Source organism: Amycolatopsis alba DSM 44262 (assembly GCF_000384215.1).
Classification (GTDB): Bacteria; Actinomycetota; Actinomycetes; order Mycobacteriales; family Pseudonocardiaceae; genus Amycolatopsis; species Amycolatopsis alba.
The window spans coordinates 4,721,137-4,741,292 of record NZ_KB913032.1; the positions used below are offsets into that span (position 1 = coordinate 4,721,137).

Sequence of the window (20,156 nt, forward strand, 5' to 3'; positions counted from 1 at the left end):
CCAGACACACGTGTCGTCCATCCCGTCACGCGTGTCGTCCCGCTGGACACACGACACCGCCACCCGCGCACCACAGCAGGTACCTAAGACACCCTTGGCCCTAACCGTCCTTATCACTCACGAGGCCCTGAGGTCAGGCGGCGCTGGGGGCTGGCTCGGGAGCCGGGGAGTGGTGAGCCCGCGGAACCGGGCGCCGCATGGTCAGCGCGGCCAGCACACCCAGCAGCAGCACCGCCGCCGGAAGCAGCAGCGTCACCCGAGCCGCGTCGGTCAGTCCATTGTGGACGGCTTCGAGCGCCAGCCGCTGAGCCTGCTCGGCGACGCCGGAAGGCAGGCCGGGCAACGTCGCGGGGCCGGACGAACCGAACTCGCCGGTCGATTCCGCGGCCTTCGCGATACCTTCCGCGAACGGCGCCCGGTACTGCTCCGGCAACGCGTTCGCGGCGATCGCCGCCTCGTCGGCGATCGAAGCGCTGATCCGCGCCTGCAGCAGCACGCCGACGGCGGCACTGCCGAGCACCCCGCCGACCTGGCGGGCGGTGTTGAAGATGCCCGACGCGGTCCCGATGAGCCGCGGTTCGACCGAGCTCATCGCCAGGTTGCCCATCGGCGCGAAGATGAACCCGATACCGGCGCCCGCCACCAGCAGCGCCGGGGTGAGCGCCCACGCGTTGGCGTCCGCGCGGGCGATCAGAGCCACCAGCGCCATCCCCGCCGCCAGCGCGGTCAGCCCGATGATCAGCAGGACCTTGCCGTTGACCTTGTCCGAAGCGCGCCCGACGAACGGGCCGATCATGCCTGCCAGCAGCGACATCGGCGCGAACAGCAGCCCGGACATCGTCGGTGTCTCGCCGAGCACGGCCTGGATGTAGATCACCAGCGGCAGGAACATGCCGGTCATCGCGAAACCGACGGTGACCGAGGTCAGCGTCCCGGCCGAGAAGTTGCGGTTCCCGAAGACGTTCAGCGGCAGAAGCGGTTCCTTGCGGTTGAATCGTTGCCACACCACGAAGGCGACCAGCAGGGCGACACCGAAGCCGATGATCTCGAACACGGTGATCGGCCCGAACACGCGGCCCCAGTCGTAGTGCTGTCCATTTTGGACGCCGTAGACGATGCAGAACAGTCCCGCGCCGGACAACAGGATTCCCGGTACGTCGAAGGAATGCGAGTGCTTCGGCTGCCAGTCCGGCACCTTGAGCAGCGCCAGCGCGATCGCGACCACGCCGACCGGCAGGTTGACGAAGAAGATCCATTCCCAGCCGAGGTGGTCGACGAGCACGCCGCCGAGCAGCGGCCCGACGATGGCCGCGATCCCGGCGACCCCGCTCCAGAGGCCCATCGCCGGGCCGCGCTTCGACGGCGGGAACAGGTGGCTGATGAACGCCAAGGTCTGGGGCGTCATCAACGCGGCGCCGAGACCCTGCACCGCGCGGGCCACGATGAGCATCTCGACCGAGCCGGACAGGCCGCACCACAGCGAGGCCAGCGTGAACACCACGAGCCCGGCCAGATAGACGCGCTTCGGGCCGAAGCGGTCACCGAGGCGGCTGGCGAACAGCATCGGCACCGCGTAGGTGAGCAGGTAGACGCTGATCACCCAGACGATGGCGTTCAATCCGGCGCCGAGTTCGCGCAGCATCGCGGGAATCGCCGTCGAAACGATCGTGGTGTCCAGCAGGATCATGAAGAAACCCAGGCACAGCGCGGAAAGTGCCGCCCAGGGATTAGCTTGTCTTGCGTTCATCGGTGTCGTCCTCGGTGACCAGGTTCAGATGTGACTTGCAGTGGTCCTGGAACCGGACGCGGCCGGATTCCAGGTCTTCGATCAGTTTTTGGGTCCACTCGAGCTCGAAGGCGCGCCGTGCGGAGGCGTAGGACCAGTCGAGCCAGTAGATCTCGGGCAGGTGCTGCTCGTTGACGATGCTGTCGAGCACGACCTTGTCGGCGGCGGAGGAGGCCTGGAGCCGCAGCACGCGGTGTTTGAGCTGGATGATCGACATTTCCGGGCCGAGTTCGTCGATGACGGCGAGCGCGCTGAGGAACTCGGGGTACTCCTCGGCCGGCGTGCTCAGCATGTTCTGTGCGCGCACGACGAACTCGTCGCGACCGGCCTCCGTCATCGCGTAAACGGTGCGTTCGGGCCGCCTCCCGTCCCGCTGTGTCTCGACGACCTCGACGAAACCGTTCTGCACCAAGCGATCCACCGTGTGGTACAGCGAGCCGGCCTTCACCTTGACGCGAGTGCTGACGTAGCGCTCCTTCATCAGCTGCGCCATTTCGTACGGATGCATGGCTCGCTCGTGGAGGAGTTCCAGCACCGCCATCGCGAGCGGGGTGAGCTTCGTGGCCACGCCTGTTCCTCTCGGAAGATTCCTTGTCGAGTATTCCGCGTGGAATATATGGCAGAACCAAGATCGTCTTCAAGTGGTTCTCGAGATTGCGCACATCGATCGCTTATGCGTACAGTGTGCGCAAGGCGAGAACGTTGTACTCGCGAACGAGAGGGAAACCCATGACGACCACGGTGAACTGGGACGCGGCACGCTGGCAGGCCAAGCTGGACGAGCTCCGCGCGGCCCATCACGTTCCGGGTGCCGCGCTCGCGGTGCTGGCAGGCGGCGAAATCCACGAGCTCGCGAGCGGTGTCCTGCACCGCGGCACCGGGGTCGACGCGACGACCGATTCGGTGTTCCAGCTCGGTTCGATCGCCAAGATCTACACCGCCACCCTGATCATGCGGCTGGCCGAAGCGGGCGAACTGGACCTCGACGCTCCGGTCGTCGAGGTGCTGCCGGACTTCGAGACCATCGATCCCGAGGCGACCAAGGCGATCACCATTCGGCGGCTGCTGAGCCACACCAGTGGCCTCACCTGCGATTTCACCCTCGACACCGGCCGGGGTGACGACTGCATCGCCCGCTACGTCGAGGCGAGCAAGGGCATCGCGATGGACTGCCCGCCGGGAACCGCGGTCTCCTACAGCAGCGTCGGCTACGTCGTGCTCGGCCGGATCGCCGAGGTGGTGACCGGGCTGACCTGGGATCAGGCGCTGCAGGAGCTGATCTTCGCGCCGCTCGGGCTGAAGCAGTCGATGACCCTGCCCGAAGAGGCACTGAGTTTCCGCGCGGCGATGAGCCACCTCGGCGACCCTGGCCAGGATCCGGAACCGGCGCCCGCGTGGGATCTGATGCCGCGATCGGCGGGACCGGGCGCGCGGGTCATCGCTTCCGCGGGCGACGTCGTCCGGCTGGCGCGGATGCACCTCGACGGCGGTCTGGCGCCGGACGGGACCCGTGTCCTGGCGCCGGAAACGGTCGAGGCGATGCAGTGCCGCGAGACGGACGTTCCCGACAAGTGGACGGTCAGCGCGGACGGCTGGGGGCTCGGCTGGACCCTCTACGACTGGGACGGCACGCCCGGCTTCGGCCACGACGGCGCGGCCATCGGGCAGTACGCCTACCTGCGGGTGATTCCGTCGGCGGGCGTCGCCGTCGCACTGGTCACCAACGGCGGCGGCGCGCGGCAGCTTTACGCGGCCCTGTTCCGTGAACTGCTCGCCGAACTCGCCGATGTCCGGATCCCCGACGCCTTCGCGCCGCCTGCCGAACCGCCGGTCGTGGACATGAAGCGGTTCGCGGGTGTCTACCGGCGGGAAGGCGTGGTCATCACGGTGACCGAAGAGCTGAAACTGACGTACGAGTTCGTCGGCGGGATGGCGGGCTACTCGCCGCCGCTGGACATGGACCTGACGCCCGTCACGGACACGGTCTTCGCCGCGGCAGGGGCCGGGCCGTCGTTCAGCGAAGACTGGATGCCTGTGGTGTTCTCGACGCTGTCGAACGGCACCGACTGCGTCTACATCGGGATGCGTGCCGCGCCGAAGGACGCCTAGTTCAGCGGTCTCGGCCCGATCTCGCGCTCGAGGAAGCGGTGGTACTCGATGGCCGCTATCGAATTCTCCAGCTGTTCGAACGTCGGCGCGGGGAGTGCCCCGTTGAAGACGATCGTCAGGCTCTTCCTCGGGATGTTGATGACGTACGGATCGACGTCGAGTTCTTCGCAGTACTCGCGCAGGACGGCGGTCCAGTGGTCCAGGTCCTCGTCCTCGCCGAGGTGCTCCCACCTCGCGACGATCCAGTTGCCGTTGATCAGCTGGCCCGCCATCTCCTGCGGATGGTGGACCATGTACGGCTCGGCGACGTCGTTCATCGTCCGAGGTGATCGAGGAGCGCGGTGAAGGATCCGGCCGGGAGTACCAGGATCGGCCGGTTCTCGTCCGGCAGCGCCCACTGCTTGGTGTCCCGGATGCCGACGAGACCGGGCGCGGCGCCGATTTCGACGCAGGCGTTCTCTTCCCAGTGGGTGTAGGTCGACTTGTGCCAGTCGGTCATGTATTCGTGCCAGGTGGTCATAGGAGGGCCTTTCCCCAGTGACTGTTTCGGCAAGTAGACGGGTTGCGCCGCAGCAAGGTTGGCGAGATCGGGTGATCTGTTCCCGCTGGTCGGTAAGCGGTTCGAGTGATCGCGTTCGGCGCACGAAAAGGGACCTTCACCGACAGCCGCTTTACTCACGATGCACCCTGAGGGTGCATAGCGCAAAGGGTCTTTGGTCACCGAAGTGGTGCGACCGCGAGCTGTCGGTAGTCGGCCGCGATCCGCGCCAGATGAGAGCAGGCGACGTCGCCATAGGTGGCGTAGCGCTCGACTTCGGTGAAGTTCTTTTCGTAGTCGGCGACTTCCCGCTCGTCCGTGACGAGCGCGGTGGCCGTCTGGGTCCCGAGGAGCACCGCGCGCGAGTCGTAGATGTCGAAGCCGTGGAGAACGGGGACCGACACCTCCGTCGTCCACGGGATCACGCCCAGGCGCACCCGGCCGCGGCACGACAGCTCGATGAGGTGATCGAGCTGGGCCTGCATGGTCGCCGCCCCGCCCATGTTCCAGCGCAGGGCGCCTTCGGTCACCACGAAGTGGAACTCGCGCTCCGAGTCGAGGATCCGCTGGCGCTCCAGCCGGGCGTCGACCGTCTGGTCGCGTTCGCCGTCCGGCAGGGAATCGCCGAACAGCGCGGTGATGTAGGCGCGGGTCTGGAGCAGGCCGAAGACGATGGTCGGCTGGAAACTCCGGATGCGGGCGGACGCCGTCTCGATCTTGCCGATGCGCTGCTGCATCCGCCAGGCACCGCGCTGGAAGACGACACGGGCCGACGACGCCTCCTCGCGGAGGTCCCGTGTGATCGCGACCAGTTCCCGCCGGATCTTCGCGGGCGCCCGGTAGGCGCGGCACAGCGCGACGACCTGCTCCTCGGTCGGCATGAAGGCACCGGTTTCGACGCGCGAAACCTTGGACTGGCTGAGGCTCGTGAGACTCGCCGCCTCGGTGCCGGACAGCCCGGCGGCCTTGCGAAGACGGCGCAATTCAGCGGAGAGGTGGTCTTGGTTCGTCACGCACGGCTTTCTGGGGCGATCGCGGATACCGAAGACCTGGCAAACCGGGCGAGCCGGACTGCCAGATCTGCAACGATAGCCCGCGTAAGCCCTCTCCGCGCTGTTCGCGGAGAAGCCGCTTCAGCGAGGAAGTGCCGAAGCCCGCCAGGCGCCTTCGCCGGGAGCGAGCGGGGCTCGCACCAGCGAAGACTTGTCCGCCCACCACGAATCCCGTTTCGGCGCCGGTTCCGGTGCCCGCGCGCTCGCCGCCGCCGCGACGACGGCGGTCAGCGCGGCGAGTTCGGCGTCGCTCGGATTGCCCCGGACGACCCGCAACAGCGGGGTTTCGGGCGCGGTCACAGCGGGATGTTCCCGTGCTTCTTGGGCGGCAGTGTTTCCCGTTTGCCCTGGAGCAGTGAGAGCGCCTTCGCGATGTGGCCGCGGGTGTGCGCGGGCACGATCACTGAGTCGACGTAGCCGCGCTCGGCTGCCGCGTACGGGTTCAGGAGCGTGTCCTCGTACTCCTGGATGAGCTCCGCGCGCAGCGCGTCGACGTCCTTGCCGTCGGCGGCCGCCGCGGCGAGGGTCTTGCGGTGCACGATGTTCGCCGCGCCCTGGGCGCCCATGACCGCGACCTGCGCGGTCGGCCAGGCCAGGTTGACGTCCGCGCCGAGGTGTTTCGATCCCATGACGTCGTACGCGCCGCCGTAGGCCTTGCGGGTGATGACGGTGACGAGCGGGACGGTCGCTTCGGCGTAGGCGTAGATCAGCTTCGCGCCGCGCCGGATGATGCCGTTCCATTCCTGGTCGGTGCCGGGCAGGAAGCCGGGGACGTCGACGAAGGTCAGTACCGGGATGTTGAACGCGTCGCAGGTGCGCACGAACCGGGCGGCCTTCTCGGACGCGTCGATGTCGAGGCAGCCGGCGAACTGGGTCGGCTGGTTCGCCACGACGCCGACGCTGCGCCCGTCCACCCGGCCGAAGCCGACCAGGATGTTGGGCGCGAACAGTTCGTGCACCTCGAGGAAGTCACCGTCGTCGACGACGCGGTTGATGACCTCGTGCATGTCGTACGGCTGGTTCGGCGAGTCCGGGATCAGCGTGTCCAGCTCGCGGTCGGTCTCGGTGACGTCGTCGAAGAAGCCGCCCGGCGCCGCGTCCGTCTCGAACAGCGGCGCTTCGGACAGGTTGTTCGCCGGGAGGAACGAGAGCAGTTCCTTGACGTACGCGATGGCGTCTTCGTCGTCGGAACCGAGGTAGTGCGCGACACCCGAACGGGTGTTGTGCGTGCGCCCGCCGCCGAGTTCCTCGAAGGAGACCTCCTCGCCGGTCACGGTCTTCACGACGTCCGGGCCGGTGATGAACATGTGCGAGGTCTTGTCGACCATCACCACGAAGTCGGTCAGCGCGGGGGAGTAGACGTGCCCGCCCGCGTTGGCGCCCATGATCAGCGAGATCTGCGGGATGACGCCGGACGCCTTGACGTTCCGGTTGAAGATCTCGCCGTACAGCCCGAGCGAGACGACGCCCTCCTGGATCCGCGCGCCACCGCCCTCGTTGATGCCGATGATCGGGCGGCCGGTCTTGATCGCCAGGTCCATCACCTTGACGATCTTTTCGCCGTACACCTCGCCGAGCGAGCCGCCGAAGACGGTGACGTCCTGGCTGAACACGCACACCGGGCGGCCGTCGACGGTGCCGTAGCCGGTGACAACGCCGTCGCCGTAGGGCCGGTTCTTTTCCTGGCCGAAGTTGACGGAGCGGTGCTTCGCCAGCTCGTCCAGCTCGACGAACGAGCCTTCGTCCAGCAGCAGCTCGATCCGCTCACGAGCGGTCTTCTTGCCCTTGGCGTGCTGTTTCTCCACCGCCCTCGCGGAACCCGCGTGCACCGCCTCGTCGTACCGGCGGTACAGGTCGGCCAGCTTGCCGGCCGTGGTGTGGATGTCCGGTTCGTTCTCGGGCGGCGTCCCGAGCGGCTCCGTCGCACTGCTCATGAAACCGCAGCCTAGCTACTCGACGGTCACTTCGCGTGTGGCGTAGGCAACGTCCTCGGCTGGGCGGAAGCGTGTACCAGCCCGGATGCCGGGGTCGAGGCGTCTCGGGTACCGGGCGAGGTGCGGGTCGTGTCCCGCCGCGTGCCGTCCGTCTGATCACGCGTGTCGTCCCACCGGTCACGCGAAACCCCCGCCCGTAGGTACCTAAGACACGGCTGGCGCTAACCCGAAACGCTACTTTCGCGTGGCCAGACGGACATGGCGCTAGACGGAGGCGCGGACCAGGCCGGACTCGTAGGCCGCGATCACCAGCTGCGCCCTGTCCCGTGCGGCGAGCTTGTGCAGCAGATGGCCGATGTGCGTCTTCACCGTCGCCAGCCCGAGGTGCAGGGTCCCGGCGATCTCGTCGTTCGAGAGGCCGCGCGCGATCAGGCTCAGGACCTCGCGTTCGCGCGTGGTGATGTTGTCGAGCGAGGCCGCGACGCGCTGGCCGGGTTCGGGCAGCCGGGCGAACTCGGCGATGAGCCTTCGCGTGATCGAAGGGGCAAGCAGCCCTTCGCCCGCCGCGACGACGCGGATCGCGGTCAGCAGCTCGGCGGGCGGGGTGTCCTTCAGCAGGAATCCGCTCGCGCCCGCGCGCAGCGCCGAGTAAACGTAGGCGTCGAGATCGAAGGTCGTCAGGATCAGCACGTGGACGCCTTCGGTGGCGGCCGACGCGCAGATCCGCCGGGTCGCCTCGATCCCGTCCAGTTCCGGCATGCGGACGTCCATCAGCACGACGTCGGGGCGCTCCTTTTCGGCCATCGCCGCCGCCTCCGCGCCATCGCCCGCCTCACCGACGACTTCGAGGTCTGGCGCGCTGTCGACGAGCACGCGGAAACTGCCACGCAGCAACGCCTGGTCGTCGGCGATCAGTACGCGGATCATCGTGTCCCCACTTCCTTGGCGGCGTACGGCAGCCGCGCGTACACCCGGAATCCCCCGGCGGGCAGCGAGCCCGCTTCGAAGTCACCACCGTAGACCGCGACACGTTCGCGCATGCCGATCAAACCGTGGCCGCCGACGCTCGCGGGCGAGCCTTCGCCGCGGCCGTCGTCGACGATCTCGACGCTGACCTCGCCGGGGCCTTCGGAGATCGTGATCCGGCAGGCCGACGGCCCCGCGTGCTTCACGACGTTGGTCACCGCCTCCTGGGTGATGCGGTAGACGGAAAGCGCGACACCTTCGGGAAGGTCGTCCACCACCTCTCCGGTCAGCTCGACGCGCACCCCGGCCTGCCCGGCGCGTTCGGCCAGGGTGCGCAGGTCGGCGAGTTTCGGCGCGGGGCCGAGCGCGGCCTCGGGCGTGCCGTCACCGGACCGGAGGACGCCGAGCATCCGCCGGAGTTCGACGAGGGTTTCGCGGCTGGTGAGCTCGATGACCCGCAACGCTTCGCGCGCTTCTTCGGGCTGTTCCTTCGCGACGTGGTTGCCGACGGCCGCCTTGACCGCGATCAGGCTCATGCTGTGCGCGACCACGTCGTGCATTTCGCGGGCGATGCGCAGCCGTTCGTCGGAAACCGCCTGATCGGCCTGGGTTTCGGCGAGCTGGGCCAGATTCGCGCGCCGTTGCCGCGTCATCCAGCCCAGCGCCCACGAGCCGGCCACCCCGCCGCCCGCGAAGGCCGTCGACGCGATCGTGTTCGGCCCGAGCCGCAGGAGCTCGAAGATCATGACGACGACCAGGCCCAGGCCCATCGCGATCAGCGAACGGGTCCGCGGATGTTCCAGCGCGACGGTGTAGAGGGCGCATCCGGTGGCCAGGAGCGCGGCCGGGCCCAGCCCGTTGCCTGCGAGCAGGGCCGGGATCAAGCTGCCGAGGCCGAGTCCGTAGGCGACCAGGGGCCGGTGACGGCGCAGCGCGATCGCGATGCCGCTGGCGGCGACCGTCGCCCAGGCGAGCCACATCGGGAGGGCGACGATGAACATCCAGGTCCCCGCGCCGAGGTTCCCGCCGACGGCCACGACGAGTACCAGCGCGAGGAGCGCGTCGATCGTGTTCGCGATCCGGCGGGGGAGCGCCGACGGCTGTTTCATACGGCGAACCTAACCGGACTCGCGGCGTCTCCGCGTCCATCCGGTGGAGGTCATCCCCTGGGTGGAGATCAGCTTTCGTGCGCCGCCGCGAAGAACTCCTTCAGCTTCTCGCGCCAGCTTCGCAGCGCCTCGGGAACGACGTCTTCGTGTCCGTCCGGGACGGTTTGCGTCAGCTCGACCATGGTGCCGTCGAGTTCGGAATGGGTGAACTCCCAGCGGACGGTGCCGCCTTGCGGCAGGGAGAACTCCAGCAGCCGCGGGGGTTCCTCGCGGATGATCGTGCCCACGGGCTTTTCGGCGGCGAGAAGGGCCCAGGCCTCGTCAAGGGGTTTCCAGACCAGGTCGCGGCGGAAGCGGATCACGGTGCCGTCGCCGGTTTCCAGTACTTCGCCGTCCGCGAGCCCGAACTCCTCGACGTAGGCCTCGATGGGGCCGGCCCAGTCCTTCGGCCGTTCGTACTCTTCGCCGTCGAGCAGGGCGGTGAGCGCGACAAGGCAGCTGTCCCAGCCGGCGGCGGTGCGGCCCGCCGCGATCCTGGCGATGGCGGGTTCGCCCCGGCCGAACGTATGCGTGAACAGCAGACGGCTGCCGTCACCTTCCGGGCTGATCTCCCAGCGCAACACGTCGTCGTTCCAGCTGAACGCGAACACGCGAGGCTTGTCGGCTTCGAGGACCTTGCCCGCTGTCGGGGTCTCTTCGCCCTCGAAGGTGAACTCGATGGTTCCGCCCGGTCGCAGATCGACGGTGACGGCCGCGGGGAACCACTTCGCGAGCTCCGAAGGCTCGGTGACGGCCCGCCAGACGCGTTCCGGGCGGTGCGCGAGACGGCGTTCGATCCGCAGCGCGGGACGTTCTCCGGTGGTTTCCAACCGGGCGCGAGGGTGCACGGTTACCTCCTAATGTGCCTCCAGGGGAATATAACCGCAAAGTGATATTGGGTCAAACGCCGCGAAGTGCCGACACAGCGGCCTTCAGTTCGGGGTCGGCCCCCGCCTTGTCGAGGGCTGATTTCAGGACCTCGTGATACGTCGGCTCCGTCTCGGCGTGTCGCTTCCGGCCTTCGTGCGTGATGCATGAATAGACGCCCCGGCGGTCGTTCTCGCAGAGATCCCGCTCGGTCAGTCCGGCGAGGTCGAGGCGGGCGACCATCCGGCTCACGGAACTCTGGTTGAGGCCGATCGCCTCGGCGAGTTCCTGCATGCGCAGGACGCCCTTCTCGTTGGCGGCCAGTTTGCCGAGCGCGCGGTACTCGGACAGGCCGAGCCCGTGCCTTCGTTGCAGTGCTTTCGCGAGTTCCTGCTCGATGCGGCCGTGCAACGCGACGACGCGACCCCATGACGACTCGTCGGTCATGGCGACCTCCCTTGGTCCTTGCTTGACAGCAGTTTACATGCAGTGCGAACATCTGCTTGTACATACATGTACTTTGCGACGATTCGGAGGGGGTCGCCATGAGCGACGAACGCAGCTTTTTGTTCCTGGTCGGCAGTGCACGGGCCGGTGGCAACACGGAGATCCTGGCGAGGCGGGCGGCGAAGGCCCTGCCGCGTGCCGCCGGGCAGCGGTGGATCCGGACGGCCGAGGTTCCGTTGACGCCCTTCGTCGACCGGAAGCACGACGGCGAAGACCTGATCCCGCCTGCCGGAAACGAAAGGTTGCTGTTCGACGCGACCATGGCGGCCACGGATCTGGTGATCGCGTCGCCGGTGTACTGGTACAGCGTTTCGGCGTCCGTGAAGCTGTACTTCGACCACTGGGCGAGCTGGCTGGATCAGCCGGAACTGGATTTCAAGGGGCGGATGCGGGACAAGACCCTGTGGGGTGTGAGCGCGCTCGCCGAGGCGCCGGAGCAGGCGGAACCGCTGATCGGAACGCTGCGCAAAACCGCCGGATATCTCGGAATGCGGTGGGGTGGGCACTTGCTCGGCAATGGGAGCCGCCCTGGTGACGTCCTGCTCGACGAGGGAGCGCTCAAGGCGGCCGAGACCTTCTTCACCGGGGCGGACCTCGTGCGCGCCTAGCAGTTCAGAGGATGTGCACGCCGATGCCGCTCCGGCCGGGCGCGAGTTCGTCGCGCAGGACCAGGCTGTCGTCGTAGTCGCCGCCGTTCTGGTGGCGGAACGGGATCGGGTCCTGAGTGGACAGTGTCCGCAGGCGCTCCCGTAGTGCTTCCGCGGCGGCGACGTACTCCTCGGCGGAGACGCGGTCGGCGCCGCAGATCGTCAGCGGGGGAAGGACGGACATCCCCGCGTACCACAGTGTTCCGTGCTGCAGAGGGAAAAGGAGGTCGTTGATTTCGCCGTTCACGCCACGCGGTCCGATGGTGGCTTCCGGTGCGCCCGCGGTCAGCACGACCATGGCGCGTTTTCCGGCCAGGGCGCCTTCGCCGTAGCGGGCTGTCCGGCCGTCGGGCCGCTGAACGCCGTACGCGAATCCCTTGACGAAGACACGGTCGAACCAGCCCTTGAGGATGGCGGGCATTCCGTACCACCACAAAGGGAACTGGACGATCACAGCGTCAGCCCACGCCAGCTTTTCCTGTTCGGCGCGGATGTCGGCGCTGAGTTCGCCGGTCCGGAAGGCGTTCTTCGACGTCGAGCCGACGATCAGCCGATCGCTTTCGGCGGCCGAGCCGAAGTCGTCGGCGTCGACGACGGGGTTCCACTTCATCGCGTACAGGTCGGATTCCCGGACTTCGTCGCCTCGCTCGCGGAGGGTGTGCACGCCTTCGTCGCGCAGCGAGCCGCCGAGGGAACGGGGTTCAGGGTGGGCGAAGATCCACAGCACGTTCATCTCCTCACCGTCTCGTGGCCGGATAGTCGGCGCGAGTGGCCCGATGGCCAACATGTGCAAGAATCAAGCCATGGGCTCTTTCGTGCACCCCGGTCGTCACCGGGTCGCCGTGCTGGTCCGGCACGGGATGCTGGTGATGGAGCTGGGCATCGTCACCCGGCTGTTCGGCACGGCCAAAGCGGCCGACGGCGAGCGGCTCTACGAAGTCGTCACCTGCACACCGGAGCCAGGGCAGATCCGGACCGACGCCGATGTCACCATCTCGGTCCCGGCCGGTCCGGAAGTCCTGGCCGAGGCCGACACCGTCGTCATCCCGGCGTCGTCCACCGAGTACGAGCCGACCGGGCAGGACCTCACCGAACCGCTCGCGAGGGCCTTGGAGCTGATCCGGCCGGACGCCAGGATCGCGTCGATCTGCACGGGTGCCTTCGTGCTCGCCGCCGCCGGCCTGCTCGACGGCCGGAAGGCGACCACGCACTGGCGCTCGGCACTGGACTTCCAGGCGAAGTTCCCGAAGGTCGCCCTCGATCCCAATGTGCTCTACACCGACGACGGGAACGTGTTGACCGCGGCGGGTGTCGCGTCCGGTATCGATCTCTGCCTGCACATGATCCGCTGCGACCACGGTGCCGCCGTCGCGAACGAGGTCGCGCGGGGAACGGTCGTCTCGCCGCACCGGGAGGGCGGGCAGGCGCAGTTCATCCGGCGTCCGGTGCCGGAACCGCAGTCCTCGTCGACGGCGACCGCGCGGACCTGGGCGCTGGAGAACCTCGACCGGCCGCTGACTTTGCGCGAGCTCGCGGCGAAAGAGGCGATGAGCACGAGGACGTTCACCCGGCGGTTCCGCGACGAGGTCGGGATCTCGGCATTGCAATGGCTGACCCAGCAGCGGATCGAACGGGCCCGTCAGCTGCTCGAAGAGACCGATCTGCCGGTGGACAAGGTCGCCGCCGAGGCTGGTTTCGGCACCGCCGCGTCACTGCGTCAGCACCTGCAAGCGGCCTTGGGGGTCTCGCCGAGCGCGTACCGGAATACGTTCCGCGAGGCCGTCTAGGAGACGACCCGAGTGCTGACCTCCTGGTAACTTACCCAGAAATAAGTTCCGGAGGTGGTCAGTGAAGGCCCTCAAGTTCGCCGAACGAGTGTTGTTCGGCGCCGCCGCGATCGGCACGGTGTATTCCGCCAGGACGGGCAATCGGAAACTGCAGCTGGTGGCCAAACCCGCCGCCGTGCCGGTGCTCGCGGCCAGGGTCGCGCGTGCGCGAGGGCTCGCGCCGGGAGAGAAGGGCCTGCTCGTCGCCGCACTGGTCGCGGCCGGGGCGGGCGACCACTTCATGGGCAGGTCCGACGAGGACGGCGAGCTGATCAAGGGCGCGACGTCGTTCGGCGCGATGCAGGTGCTGTACTCCGTGCTGCTGTGGCGTCGCGGTGCTCGTCCGCGGGCCGCGACCGCGCCGCCCCGGCTCGGAGCGTGGGCGGCCGCCGCGGTGGCGATGGCACTGCCGAAGCCGTCTCCGGTGTCTTCGGTGCTTTCGGCCTACGGAGGTCTGCTGAGTACGACGTCGACCCTCGCGGCAGACCCGGTCTTGGCGCCGAAGGCCAAGGTCTCGGGCGGCATGGTGGTCCCGTCGGGGGACCGCCGGACCTGGATCGCCGCGGGCGCGCTGCTGTTCTCCGCGTCGGACCTGGCGATCCTGATCCGTCGCAACTTCGTCACCAGCGAGCGAGTGCGGGCCAATCTCGAGACTTTCGTGCTGACTTCGTACCTCGCCTCGCAGTGGCTGCTCGTCGAAGGCATGACAGCGGAAGACTAGAAAGTTAAGGACTTACTTGACTATTGCTCTGCGTGGGCGCATAGTTAAGCATGTGCCTAACCAACGGATGGATCAGGTGTTCAAGGCGCTGTCCGACGGGACGCGCCGCGAGATGATCGAGCGCCTCACATGGGGCCCCGCCTCGGTGGGGGAGCTCGCTCAGCCGTTGTCGATGTCGCTGCCCGCCGTGATGCAGCACCTCCAGGTGCTCGAAGCCTGCGGGCTCGTCCGGTCGGAGAAGGCGGGCCGCGTGCGGACCTGTCATCTCGAACCGGACGGCCTGCGGATGGCCGAGGACTGGCTCGGCGGGCAGCGCACCGGCTGGGAACACCGGCTCGACCGTCTTGGTGGCTTTCTGAACACCGACGAAGGGAAACGGTCATGACCGTCAAGCACGCCACTTTCACCCTCGAACGCGTCTACCCCGTGTCGCCGGAGCGCGTTTTCGCGGCCTGGGCCGACCCCGCCGCGAAAGCCGGCTGGTTCACCGTGCCCGGCGGTGGGCACTCCCTGGACTTTCGCGTCGGCGGCCGGGAGGTCACCAGCGGTCCTCCCGATGACGGAAAGGGGATGGTCTTCGACGCGCGCTACGAGGACATCGCCGAGAACGAGCGGATCGTCTACTCGGGGACGCTCTCCGCGAACGACGTCCTCGCGACCGTGTCGGTCACGACGGTGCTGCTCGAAGCCGAAGGCGACGGCACCCGGCTGACGCTGATCGAACAGGGCACTTTCCTTGACGGGCAGGAAGAACCGAGCTGGCGGGAACAGGGCACCGGAACCTGGCTCGACAACCTGGGAAAGGTTTTTTCGGCAGTATGAAAACATGCTGACCGCTGAGCTGATCGTCGACCACCGTGTCCCGTCGGAACCCGCGCTGTCCCCGGATGGACACCGGATCGCGTACCAGGTCGAGGCTGTCGCCAAAGGCGCCCCCGAGATCTGGCTCGCGGACAGCGGTGGAGAGCCTCGGAAGCTGGCCGAGGGAACTTCGCCGAAATGGTCGTCGGAATCCCTCTACTTCCTGCGGGACGGCAAGGTCCACACGGTGGACGGACCGCTGTTCGCCTGGGAGAGTGAGATCACCGCGTTCGTCCCGATGCGCGACCGGATCGTGTTCATCGCCGAGGACGAGACGCCGGTCACGGACATCTGGGTCTGGAGCGAAAGCGTCCGCCCGGCGCGGCTGCGGAGCTTCGACCCGAAGACCGGCGAAATCACCACACTGATCGAAGACCACGTGGTCGAGTTCGCAGGTCGTCAGGACGAAGAGGCGCTCGCCGTCCTCACCTGGCGGACGCCCGAACTCGACCCCGGCGGGCTCGAACCCCGGCTTTCCTTGCTGGACCTGGAAACCGGGGAACGGCGAGATCTCGGGAAGACCTCGTTCGAGGCCGAGAACCCGGTCTGGTGGCGGGATGGCGACAGCTGGCACGTCGCGTATCTCGCGACACCGGAGAAGGTGGGTGGCCGGAGGGTTTTCGACGTTCCCGTGGAAACGGGGGAGCATCGGAACCTGACACCGGAATCGGCTTGCCCGATCAGGCTCGCGCAGGTCGATTCCGGCGCTCCGCTGATGCTCGTCGCCGTCGGGCTCGACACCGCCCTGTATCGGCTCGGGTCCGGCGAGGTTTCGCTCTGGCGCGGTCAAGCGGACGCGCTCGCTTCGAACGGCGAGATCGTGGCCATCGTGCGGAGCACCGCCCATCATCCGAAGAACATCCACAGTGGACCTTTGGGTGGAGCTTTGACACGAGTCGGTGACCTGGTGCCGGAGTTCGCCGGGATCACCTGGGGATCGCAGGAACGTTTGTCCTACCAGGCTTTCGATGGCCTCACCCTGGACGGTCTCCTCGTCCTCCCGCCGGGGAAGACGCGGGAAGACGGACCTTTCTCCCTGATCACGATCCCGCACGGCGGACCGTACGACCGGCACGCGGACGGGTTCCGGCTCGGCTGGTTCCCGTCCGCGCAATGGCTGGCGTCGGCGGGGCACGCCGTCTTCCTGCCGAATCCCCGTGGGGGACAAGGGCATGGCCACGAGTTCGCCGCTGCGGTCGCCGGACGGGTCGGCCTCGAAGAATGGAGGGACATCGAAACCGGGATCGACCTCCTTGTCGCCGAAGGGGTCGCCGATCCGGACCGGCTGGGGATCGCGGGCGGGAGTCACGGCGGGTTCATGACGGCCTGGGCGGTCGGGCAGACCAGCCGGTTCAAGGCGGCCCTGATGGTGGCCGGGATCTGCGACTGGGGGATGCTCGCCGGGACCGGCGAATTCGGTCCGTACGATGCCATCCTCGGCGGAAGTACCGGCTGGGAAGGGGAAGGCCCGCACCGGCACGATCGGCTGAGCCCGATCTCCTACGCGTCGAAGATCGAGACCCCCGTGCTGATCGCGCACGGTGCGGACGACACGAACGTCCCGTTGTCCCAGGCGGAATACTTCCACCGTGCGCTACGGCACTTCGGCGTCGAACACGACCTCGTCGTCTACCCCGGCGAAGGGCATTCGTTCCGCAAGCGGGAAAACCAGCTGGATCTGCTTCGCCGCATGCACGAGTGGTTCGCGCGTTTGCTTTAGCTCCACTCGGTCTGCGGCTGTCCGGGGATGTGCGTGCCGAAAGTCCATTCGTAGCCTTCGAGATCGTCGACGCGGCAGCGGTAGTTGCCCCATTCGGTCTTCTCCGGCTTCCAGACCGGCGTCGTACCGGCCTCGATGGCGGAGGCGAAAACGGCGTCCACGGCCTCTTGCGTCGGAAGACCGACGTAGAGGCCGTGGCCGACCGTTTCCCCCTTGCGGGTCGCGCGGTCGTAGTCCTCCTCCGCGCTGAACACGATGATGGAGGCTCCGCCGAGCCGCAGTTCCGAATGCTGGATCAGGCCCTTGTCGTCCGGGTATTCCATGACGGTTTCGAAGCCGAAGGCGCGTTCGAGCCAGCGGAGCGCCTTCGCGGCGTCGCGGTAGGCGAGGTAGGAGTGGAGAGAAGCGAGGCGTTCCTGGGTTTCGGTCATGGGCACAGCTTCGCAACCGATGCGGACAGCCACGGTCCTCGATTCTTTTCGGCGTCACCAGATCAGGCGGATGCCGAGCCCGGCGATGAGCGCGCTGGACGTGAGCGCGGTCGCCAGCCGTCCACGACGTCCGGTCAACGCCTTGCCCAGCACCGCGCCGCCGCCCGCGAGGAGCAGTTGCCAGCTGGCCGAGGCTGCGAACGCCGCGAGCACGAAGACCACGTGTTCCGGTGTGGTCGCAGCGGCCATGTCCTCACTGCCGAGCACGAGCGCGGTGAAGTAGATGACCGTCGTCGGGTTGAGCAGCGTGATCCCGAGCAGGCTCGCGTAGGCCTTCAACGGTCCGATCGCGGCAGGCTCGGCCGCCTCGGGTTTCGCCGAATCGCGGAAATTCCTTACCCCGGTGATTCCTATGTGGATGGCCAGCACGAGAAGTACCGCGACCGAAACCCAGCGCAACGGTTCGGCGATCGGTTGGATGACCCGGACGAGGCCGCTGCCCCCGAGCACCGCGACCAGGGCGTAGAGGCCATCCGCCGTAGCGACGCCCAACGCGGCGTACGCGCCGATCTTGAGTCCTGCGCGAGCCGTCAGCACCACGAGATAGGTGCCGACCGCGCCCACCGGAATGGCGATGCCATAGCCGGCGAGCAGGCCCGCGACGAGCGCGGCGCTCACGGTCGGACTGGTGTCGGCCTCCGCCAGGACGTCTTCTGCTGCTGCACCCGCACCCGTCGGACGACGGTGGGTGACGGCAGGAAGGCGAGGGTCGATGTCATGTGCAGAAGGATGCGAACGGACGGCCCCGCGCGCAACACAATTATCGCGTGCTCGAACCCCGGACTCGCGTGATCAGAGCCGGAACTCGCGTGCTCAGACGCCGCACACCCGTGTTCCGTCTCTGATCACGCGAGTCACGTGCTCAATCACGTGAGTCACGCGTCGGCTGTTTGCAGAACTGCGTCCAGATCGGCCAGTAGCCGGGCCTTCGGCCGGGCACCGACGGTTGTCCACACAGGACTGCCGTTCCGGAAGAGGATCAGCGTCGGCAGGGACATGACCTGGTAGTTCCTCGCCGTGAGCGGGTTTTCGTCGGAGTTGAGCTTGCGGATGATCAGCGTGTCAGCGCGCTCTTCGGCGATCTCGGCCAGCACCGGCACGATCATGTGGCAAGGCGGGCACCACTGCGCCCAGAAGTCCACCAGGACGGGCTTGTCCTGGTCCAGGACGAGTTCCTGGAAGGTTTCGTCGGTGACGGTGGAAAGGGACATTCAGGTCTCCTCGGTTCGCGGCACGACGACGCACGGTCCCGGCGGCGTTTTCAACGCGCCGGCCAGCTTGGCGAGCAGGTTGTCCCGCGCGTCGTTGAGCCTGGCGAGACAGGCGTCCACCTCGGCGAGTTTGCGTTGGTAGACCTCGATCGAATCGGCACAGGAGTCGCCGGTCTCGTGACCGGCGCGCAGGCACTCCACGAACGGCCTGGTGTCCTCCAGGCTGAGCCCGACCGCTTGCAGGGTCAGGATCTCGTTCACCAGGCGGTAGTCGTCCTCGTCGTACTCCCGGTACCCGTTCGACGCGCGCCGTGCGTCGAGAAGCCCTTGTGACTCATAGAAACGCAGCGCGCGCGTGGTGGTCCCGGTCCGCGCGGCGAGTTCGCCGATCCGCATGGTTCCGAGCGTAAACCTTGACCTTGGCGTCAAGGCAAAGCTCAGTCGTCGAGATCGATCCGGATGGTGAGGAGGTCCGTGCCGATCGCCTGCACGGCGGCGCTGTTGAACCTGGGCAGTGCCTTCAGCCGGGCGCGGGGGTCGTCGTCCGGGAGGACGTGCGCCGTGCCGGTGTGCCACCGGCCTTTCAGCCGGAGCCGGACGCGCGGATCGGCGTGGATGTTGCGGACGTACTGCGACTTCTCGCCGAACTCCGAGACGATCCAGAACTCGCGGCCCACCCGGCGGCCACCGATCGGCGTTTGCCGGGGGACCCCGGACTTGCGGCCGGTGGTCTCGAGGAGCGGTTGGTTCGGCAACCGGCCGAGGATCGGGTTGCCGACGTGCCGCTGGAAGGTCGTGGCCACCCGGTGCTTGATCTCGTGATAGCGCGACATGGGTCCAGGGTGCCCTACGCTCGGCAAATGGTGAACGAGTCCGACGTGGACCTGGGGGACGGGACCACACTGCACGCCTACGACACCGGCGGCACCGGTCCGGTGGTCATCTGGCATCACGGGACCCCGAACGTCGGCGCCCCGCCGGCACCGCTGTTCCCGGCCGCGGAACGGCTGGGACTGAGGTGGGTCTCCTACGACCGGCCCGGTTACGGCGGTTCGTCCCCGCGCCCCGGCCGGGATGTCGCGTCGGCGGCGTCAGACGTCGAGAAGGTCGCCGACGCCCTGGGCATCGAGCAGTTCGCGGTCTTCGGGCATTCCGGCGGCGGACCACACGCGTTCGCGTGCGCGGCTCTGCTGCCGAAGCGGGTTTCGGCGATGGTCGGCGTCGCGAGTATGGCTCCGTACTCCGACAGCTGGGACTGGTTCGCGGGCATGAGCGCGGCCGGAGTCGGCTCGCTGTCGGCGGCTTTGGCGGGACGGGAAGAGAAGGAACGCCACGAGGCGGCGGCCGAGTACGACGCGGAGATGTTCACCCCGTCGGATCACGCGGCCTTGGCGGGTGACTGGAAGTGGCTCCTCGACGTCGTCGGCCCCGCGATCGAAGGCGGCCCCGGCGCGCTGATCGACGACGATCTCGCGTATGTCGCACCTTGGGGATTCCAGCCGTCCGACGTCAAGGCGCCGGTCTTGCTCGTGCACGGCGGCGCCGACCGGATCGCGCCCGTCGGGCACGGGGAGTGGCTCGCCCGGCAGTGCGCCACGGCCGAACTGCGCGTCTTTCCCGAAGACGGGCACATCTCGGTCCTGCGCCACGCGGTAGCCGCCCTCGACTGGCTGGCCGACCGCTTGTGACCTGCGCCGGTGCCCCGAGCGCCACGCACGGGACGCTCAACGTCTCAAGCGTGGCGCTCGGGACACCGGAAATCAGGCGGAAAT

The 20,156-nt window shown here is 67.8% G+C and carries 25 protein-coding genes; 8 read left to right on the forward strand and 17 right to left on the reverse strand.

Annotated elements, in window-relative coordinates; translation table 11 throughout:
• Positions 1-133: 133 nt before the first annotated feature.
• A complete protein-coding gene (locus AMYAL_RS0122650; RefSeq protein ID WP_084702142.1) occupies positions 134-1,747 on the reverse strand; it encodes a DHA2 family efflux MFS transporter permease subunit in 1,614 nt (537 codons plus the stop codon).
• Positions 1,728-2,354: a PadR family transcriptional regulator gene (locus AMYAL_RS0122655; RefSeq protein ID WP_020633550.1), complete on the reverse strand. Its 627-nt coding sequence runs from the start codon at positions 2,352-2,354 to the stop codon at positions 1,728-1,730. The genes AMYAL_RS0122650 and AMYAL_RS0122655 overlap by 20 nt, the downstream gene beginning before the upstream one ends.
• A gap of 161 nt (positions 2,355-2,515) precedes the next feature.
• On the opposite strand from AMYAL_RS0122655, the gene AMYAL_RS0122660 reads away from it, so the two are divergent.
• Entirely contained in the window at positions 2,516-3,895 is a 1,380-nt protein-coding gene (locus AMYAL_RS0122660; protein WP_020633551.1) for a serine hydrolase domain-containing protein, read from the forward strand.
• Here AMYAL_RS0122660 and AMYAL_RS0122665 read toward each other — a convergent pair.
• From AMYAL_RS0122665 to AMYAL_RS0122705, 9 genes are all read right to left on the reverse strand, one after another.
• Positions 3,892-4,212, reverse strand: coding sequence for a hypothetical protein (locus AMYAL_RS0122665; RefSeq protein WP_020633552.1), 321 nt, complete (start codon positions 4,210-4,212; stop codon positions 3,892-3,894). The genes AMYAL_RS0122660 and AMYAL_RS0122665 overlap by 4 nt on opposite strands.
• Positions 4,209-4,415, reverse strand: coding sequence for a DUF397 domain-containing protein (locus tag AMYAL_RS0122670; RefSeq protein WP_020633553.1), 207 nt, complete (start codon positions 4,413-4,415; stop codon positions 4,209-4,211). The genes AMYAL_RS0122665 and AMYAL_RS0122670 overlap by 4 nt, the downstream gene beginning before the upstream one ends.
• Before the next feature lie 197 nt (positions 4,416-4,612).
• Complete coding sequence (locus AMYAL_RS0122675) at positions 4,613-5,446, reverse strand: helix-turn-helix domain-containing protein (protein ID WP_026467349.1); 834 nt, start codon at positions 5,444-5,446, stop codon at positions 4,613-4,615.
• Between the two features lie 120 nt (positions 5,447-5,566).
• Positions 5,567-5,785, reverse strand: coding sequence for an acyl-CoA carboxylase subunit epsilon (locus AMYAL_RS0122680; RefSeq protein ID WP_020633555.1), 219 nt, complete (start codon positions 5,783-5,785; stop codon positions 5,567-5,569).
• A complete protein-coding gene (locus tag AMYAL_RS0122685; protein WP_020633556.1) occupies positions 5,782-7,419 on the reverse strand; it encodes an acyl-CoA carboxylase subunit beta in 1,638 nt (545 codons plus the stop codon). Before AMYAL_RS0122685 ends, AMYAL_RS0122680 begins: the two co-directional genes overlap by 4 nt.
• A gap of 264 nt (positions 7,420-7,683) precedes the next feature.
• On the reverse strand, positions 7,684-8,346 hold the full coding sequence (locus AMYAL_RS0122690; protein ID WP_020633557.1) for a response regulator: 663 nt from the start codon (positions 8,344-8,346) through the stop codon (positions 7,684-7,686).
• On the reverse strand, positions 8,343-9,494 hold the full coding sequence (locus tag AMYAL_RS0122695) for a sensor histidine kinase (protein WP_020633558.1): 1,152 nt from the start codon (positions 9,492-9,494) through the stop codon (positions 8,343-8,345). Before AMYAL_RS0122695 ends, AMYAL_RS0122690 begins: the two co-directional genes overlap by 4 nt.
• A gap of 68 nt (positions 9,495-9,562) precedes the next feature.
• A complete protein-coding gene (locus AMYAL_RS0122700) occupies positions 9,563-10,381 on the reverse strand; it encodes an SRPBCC family protein (RefSeq protein ID WP_026467350.1) in 819 nt (272 codons plus the stop codon).
• 52 nt (positions 10,382-10,433) lie between these two features.
• The gene (locus AMYAL_RS0122705; RefSeq protein ID WP_020633560.1) at positions 10,434-10,847 is read right to left on the reverse strand and encodes a MarR family winged helix-turn-helix transcriptional regulator; all 414 of its coding nucleotides are present in this window, start codon (positions 10,845-10,847) and stop codon (positions 10,434-10,436) included.
• 98 nt (positions 10,848-10,945) lie between these two features.
• Between AMYAL_RS0122705 and AMYAL_RS0122710 the strand changes: the two genes are divergently transcribed.
• Positions 10,946-11,515 (forward strand): flavodoxin family protein, encoded by a 570-nt coding sequence (locus AMYAL_RS0122710; protein ID WP_020633561.1) that lies wholly within the window; start codon positions 10,946-10,948, stop codon positions 11,513-11,515.
• Positions 11,516-11,519: 4 nt separating this feature from the next.
• Here AMYAL_RS0122710 and AMYAL_RS0122715 read toward each other — a convergent pair whose 3' ends face one another.
• Positions 11,520-12,287 carry an NAD(P)H-dependent oxidoreductase gene (locus AMYAL_RS0122715; protein ID WP_020633562.1) on the reverse strand — a complete coding sequence of 256 codons (768 nt, stop codon included), beginning with the start codon at positions 12,285-12,287 and terminating at the stop codon, positions 11,520-11,522.
• Positions 12,288-12,330: 43 nt separating this feature from the next.
• On the opposite strand from AMYAL_RS0122715, the gene AMYAL_RS0122720 reads away from it, so the two are divergent.
• The 5 genes from AMYAL_RS0122720 to AMYAL_RS0122740 all read left to right on the forward strand — a co-directional run bounded on the left by AMYAL_RS0122720 (position 12,331) and on the right by AMYAL_RS0122740 (position 16,682).
• Positions 12,331-13,341: a GlxA family transcriptional regulator gene (locus AMYAL_RS0122720; RefSeq protein ID WP_020633563.1), complete on the forward strand. Its 1,011-nt coding sequence runs from the start codon at positions 12,331-12,333 to the stop codon at positions 13,339-13,341.
• Positions 13,342-13,402: 61 nt separating this feature from the next.
• The gene (locus tag AMYAL_RS0122725) at positions 13,403-14,101 is read left to right on the forward strand and encodes a lysoplasmalogenase family protein (RefSeq protein WP_020633564.1); all 699 of its coding nucleotides are present in this window, start codon (positions 13,403-13,405) and stop codon (positions 14,099-14,101) included.
• A 67-nt stretch (positions 14,102-14,168) separates the two neighbouring features.
• Positions 14,169-14,486, forward strand: coding sequence for an ArsR/SmtB family transcription factor (locus AMYAL_RS0122730; protein ID WP_020633565.1), 318 nt, complete (start codon positions 14,169-14,171; stop codon positions 14,484-14,486).
• Positions 14,483-14,923: an SRPBCC domain-containing protein gene (locus AMYAL_RS0122735; RefSeq protein ID WP_020633566.1), complete on the forward strand. Its 441-nt coding sequence runs from the start codon at positions 14,483-14,485 to the stop codon at positions 14,921-14,923. The genes AMYAL_RS0122730 and AMYAL_RS0122735 overlap by 4 nt, the downstream gene beginning before the upstream one ends.
• Positions 14,924-14,927: 4 nt before the next feature.
• Positions 14,928-16,682, forward strand: a complete 1,755-nt coding sequence (locus tag AMYAL_RS0122740; RefSeq protein WP_020633567.1) for a S9 family peptidase — start codon at positions 14,928-14,930, stop codon at positions 16,680-16,682.
• Here the strand turns inward: AMYAL_RS0122740 and AMYAL_RS0122745 are convergent.
• From AMYAL_RS0122745 to AMYAL_RS0122765, 5 genes are all read right to left on the reverse strand, one after another.
• Positions 16,679-17,113 (reverse strand): VOC family protein, encoded by a 435-nt coding sequence (locus AMYAL_RS0122745; RefSeq protein WP_020633568.1) that lies wholly within the window; start codon positions 17,111-17,113, stop codon positions 16,679-16,681. The two genes, AMYAL_RS0122740 and AMYAL_RS0122745, sit on opposite strands and share 4 nt — an antisense overlap.
• Positions 17,114-17,167: 54 nt before the next feature.
• Positions 17,168-17,791 carry a LysE/ArgO family amino acid transporter gene (locus AMYAL_RS0122750; protein WP_020633569.1) on the reverse strand — a complete coding sequence of 208 codons (624 nt, stop codon included), beginning with the start codon at positions 17,789-17,791 and terminating at the stop codon, positions 17,168-17,170.
• Between the two features lie 257 nt (positions 17,792-18,048).
• Positions 18,049-18,384, reverse strand: a complete 336-nt coding sequence (gene trxA, locus AMYAL_RS0122755; protein WP_020633570.1) for a thioredoxin — start codon at positions 18,382-18,384, stop codon at positions 18,049-18,051.
• On the reverse strand, positions 18,385-18,780 hold the full coding sequence (locus AMYAL_RS0122760) for a MerR family transcriptional regulator (protein WP_020633571.1): 396 nt from the start codon (positions 18,778-18,780) through the stop codon (positions 18,385-18,387).
• Between the two features lie 41 nt (positions 18,781-18,821).
• Positions 18,822-19,217: a nitroreductase/quinone reductase family protein gene (locus AMYAL_RS0122765; RefSeq protein WP_020633572.1), complete on the reverse strand. Its 396-nt coding sequence runs from the start codon at positions 19,215-19,217 to the stop codon at positions 18,822-18,824.
• Between the two features lie 27 nt (positions 19,218-19,244).
• Here AMYAL_RS0122765 and AMYAL_RS0122770 point away from each other — a divergent pair, with 27 nt between their 5' ends.
• The gene (locus AMYAL_RS0122770; RefSeq protein ID WP_020633573.1) at positions 19,245-20,072 is read left to right on the forward strand and encodes an alpha/beta fold hydrolase; all 828 of its coding nucleotides are present in this window, start codon (positions 19,245-19,247) and stop codon (positions 20,070-20,072) included.
• Positions 20,073-20,156: the final 84 nt, after the last annotated feature.

Coding starts and splice junctions, on each gene's coding strand:
- AMYAL_RS0122695 (WP_020633558.1), bottom strand. CDS start 9,494: ATGAAACAGCCGTCGGCGCTCCCCCGCCGGATCGCGAACACGATCGAC.
- AMYAL_RS0122730 (WP_020633565.1), top strand. CDS start 14,169: ATGGATCAGGTGTTCAAGGCGCTGTCCGACGGGACGCGCCGCGAGATG.
- AMYAL_RS0122710 (WP_020633561.1), top strand. CDS start 10,946: ATGAGCGACGAACGCAGCTTTTTGTTCCTGGTCGGCAGTGCACGGGCC.
- AMYAL_RS0122685 (WP_020633556.1), bottom strand. CDS start 7,419: ATGAGCAGTGCGACGGAGCCGCTCGGGACGCCGCCCGAGAACGAACCG.
- AMYAL_RS0122760 (WP_020633571.1), bottom strand. CDS start 18,780: ATGCGGATCGGCGAACTCGCCGCGCGGACCGGGACCACCACGCGCGCG.
- AMYAL_RS0122715 (WP_020633562.1), bottom strand. CDS start 12,287: ATGAACGTGCTGTGGATCTTCGCCCACCCTGAACCCCGTTCCCTCGGC.
- AMYAL_RS0122670 (WP_020633553.1), bottom strand. CDS start 4,415: ATGACCACCTGGCACGAATACATGACCGACTGGCACAAGTCGACCTAC.
- AMYAL_RS0122690 (WP_020633557.1), bottom strand. CDS start 8,346: ATGATCCGCGTACTGATCGCCGACGACCAGGCGTTGCTGCGTGGCAGT.
- AMYAL_RS0122720 (WP_020633563.1), top strand. CDS start 12,331: ATGGCCAACATGTGCAAGAATCAAGCCATGGGCTCTTTCGTGCACCCC.
- AMYAL_RS0122770 (WP_020633573.1), top strand. CDS start 19,245: ATGGTGAACGAGTCCGACGTGGACCTGGGGGACGGGACCACACTGCAC.
- AMYAL_RS0122705 (WP_020633560.1), bottom strand. CDS start 10,847: ATGACCGACGAGTCGTCATGGGGTCGCGTCGTCGCGTTGCACGGCCGC.
- AMYAL_RS0122665 (WP_020633552.1), bottom strand. CDS start 4,212: ATGAACGACGTCGCCGAGCCGTACATGGTCCACCATCCGCAGGAGATG.
- AMYAL_RS0122735 (WP_020633566.1), top strand. CDS start 14,483: ATGACCGTCAAGCACGCCACTTTCACCCTCGAACGCGTCTACCCCGTG.
- AMYAL_RS0122745 (WP_020633568.1), bottom strand. CDS start 17,113: ATGACCGAAACCCAGGAACGCCTCGCTTCTCTCCACTCCTACCTCGCC.
- AMYAL_RS0122740 (WP_020633567.1), top strand. CDS start 14,928: ATGCTGACCGCTGAGCTGATCGTCGACCACCGTGTCCCGTCGGAACCC.
- AMYAL_RS0122660 (WP_020633551.1), top strand. CDS start 2,516: ATGACGACCACGGTGAACTGGGACGCGGCACGCTGGCAGGCCAAGCTG.
- trxA (WP_020633570.1), bottom strand. CDS start 18,384: ATGTCCCTTTCCACCGTCACCGACGAAACCTTCCAGGAACTCGTCCTG.
- AMYAL_RS0122765 (WP_020633572.1), bottom strand. CDS start 19,217: ATGTCGCGCTATCACGAGATCAAGCACCGGGTGGCCACGACCTTCCAG.
- AMYAL_RS0122650 (WP_084702142.1), bottom strand. CDS start 1,747: ATGAACGCAAGACAAGCTAATCCCTGGGCGGCACTTTCCGCGCTGTGC.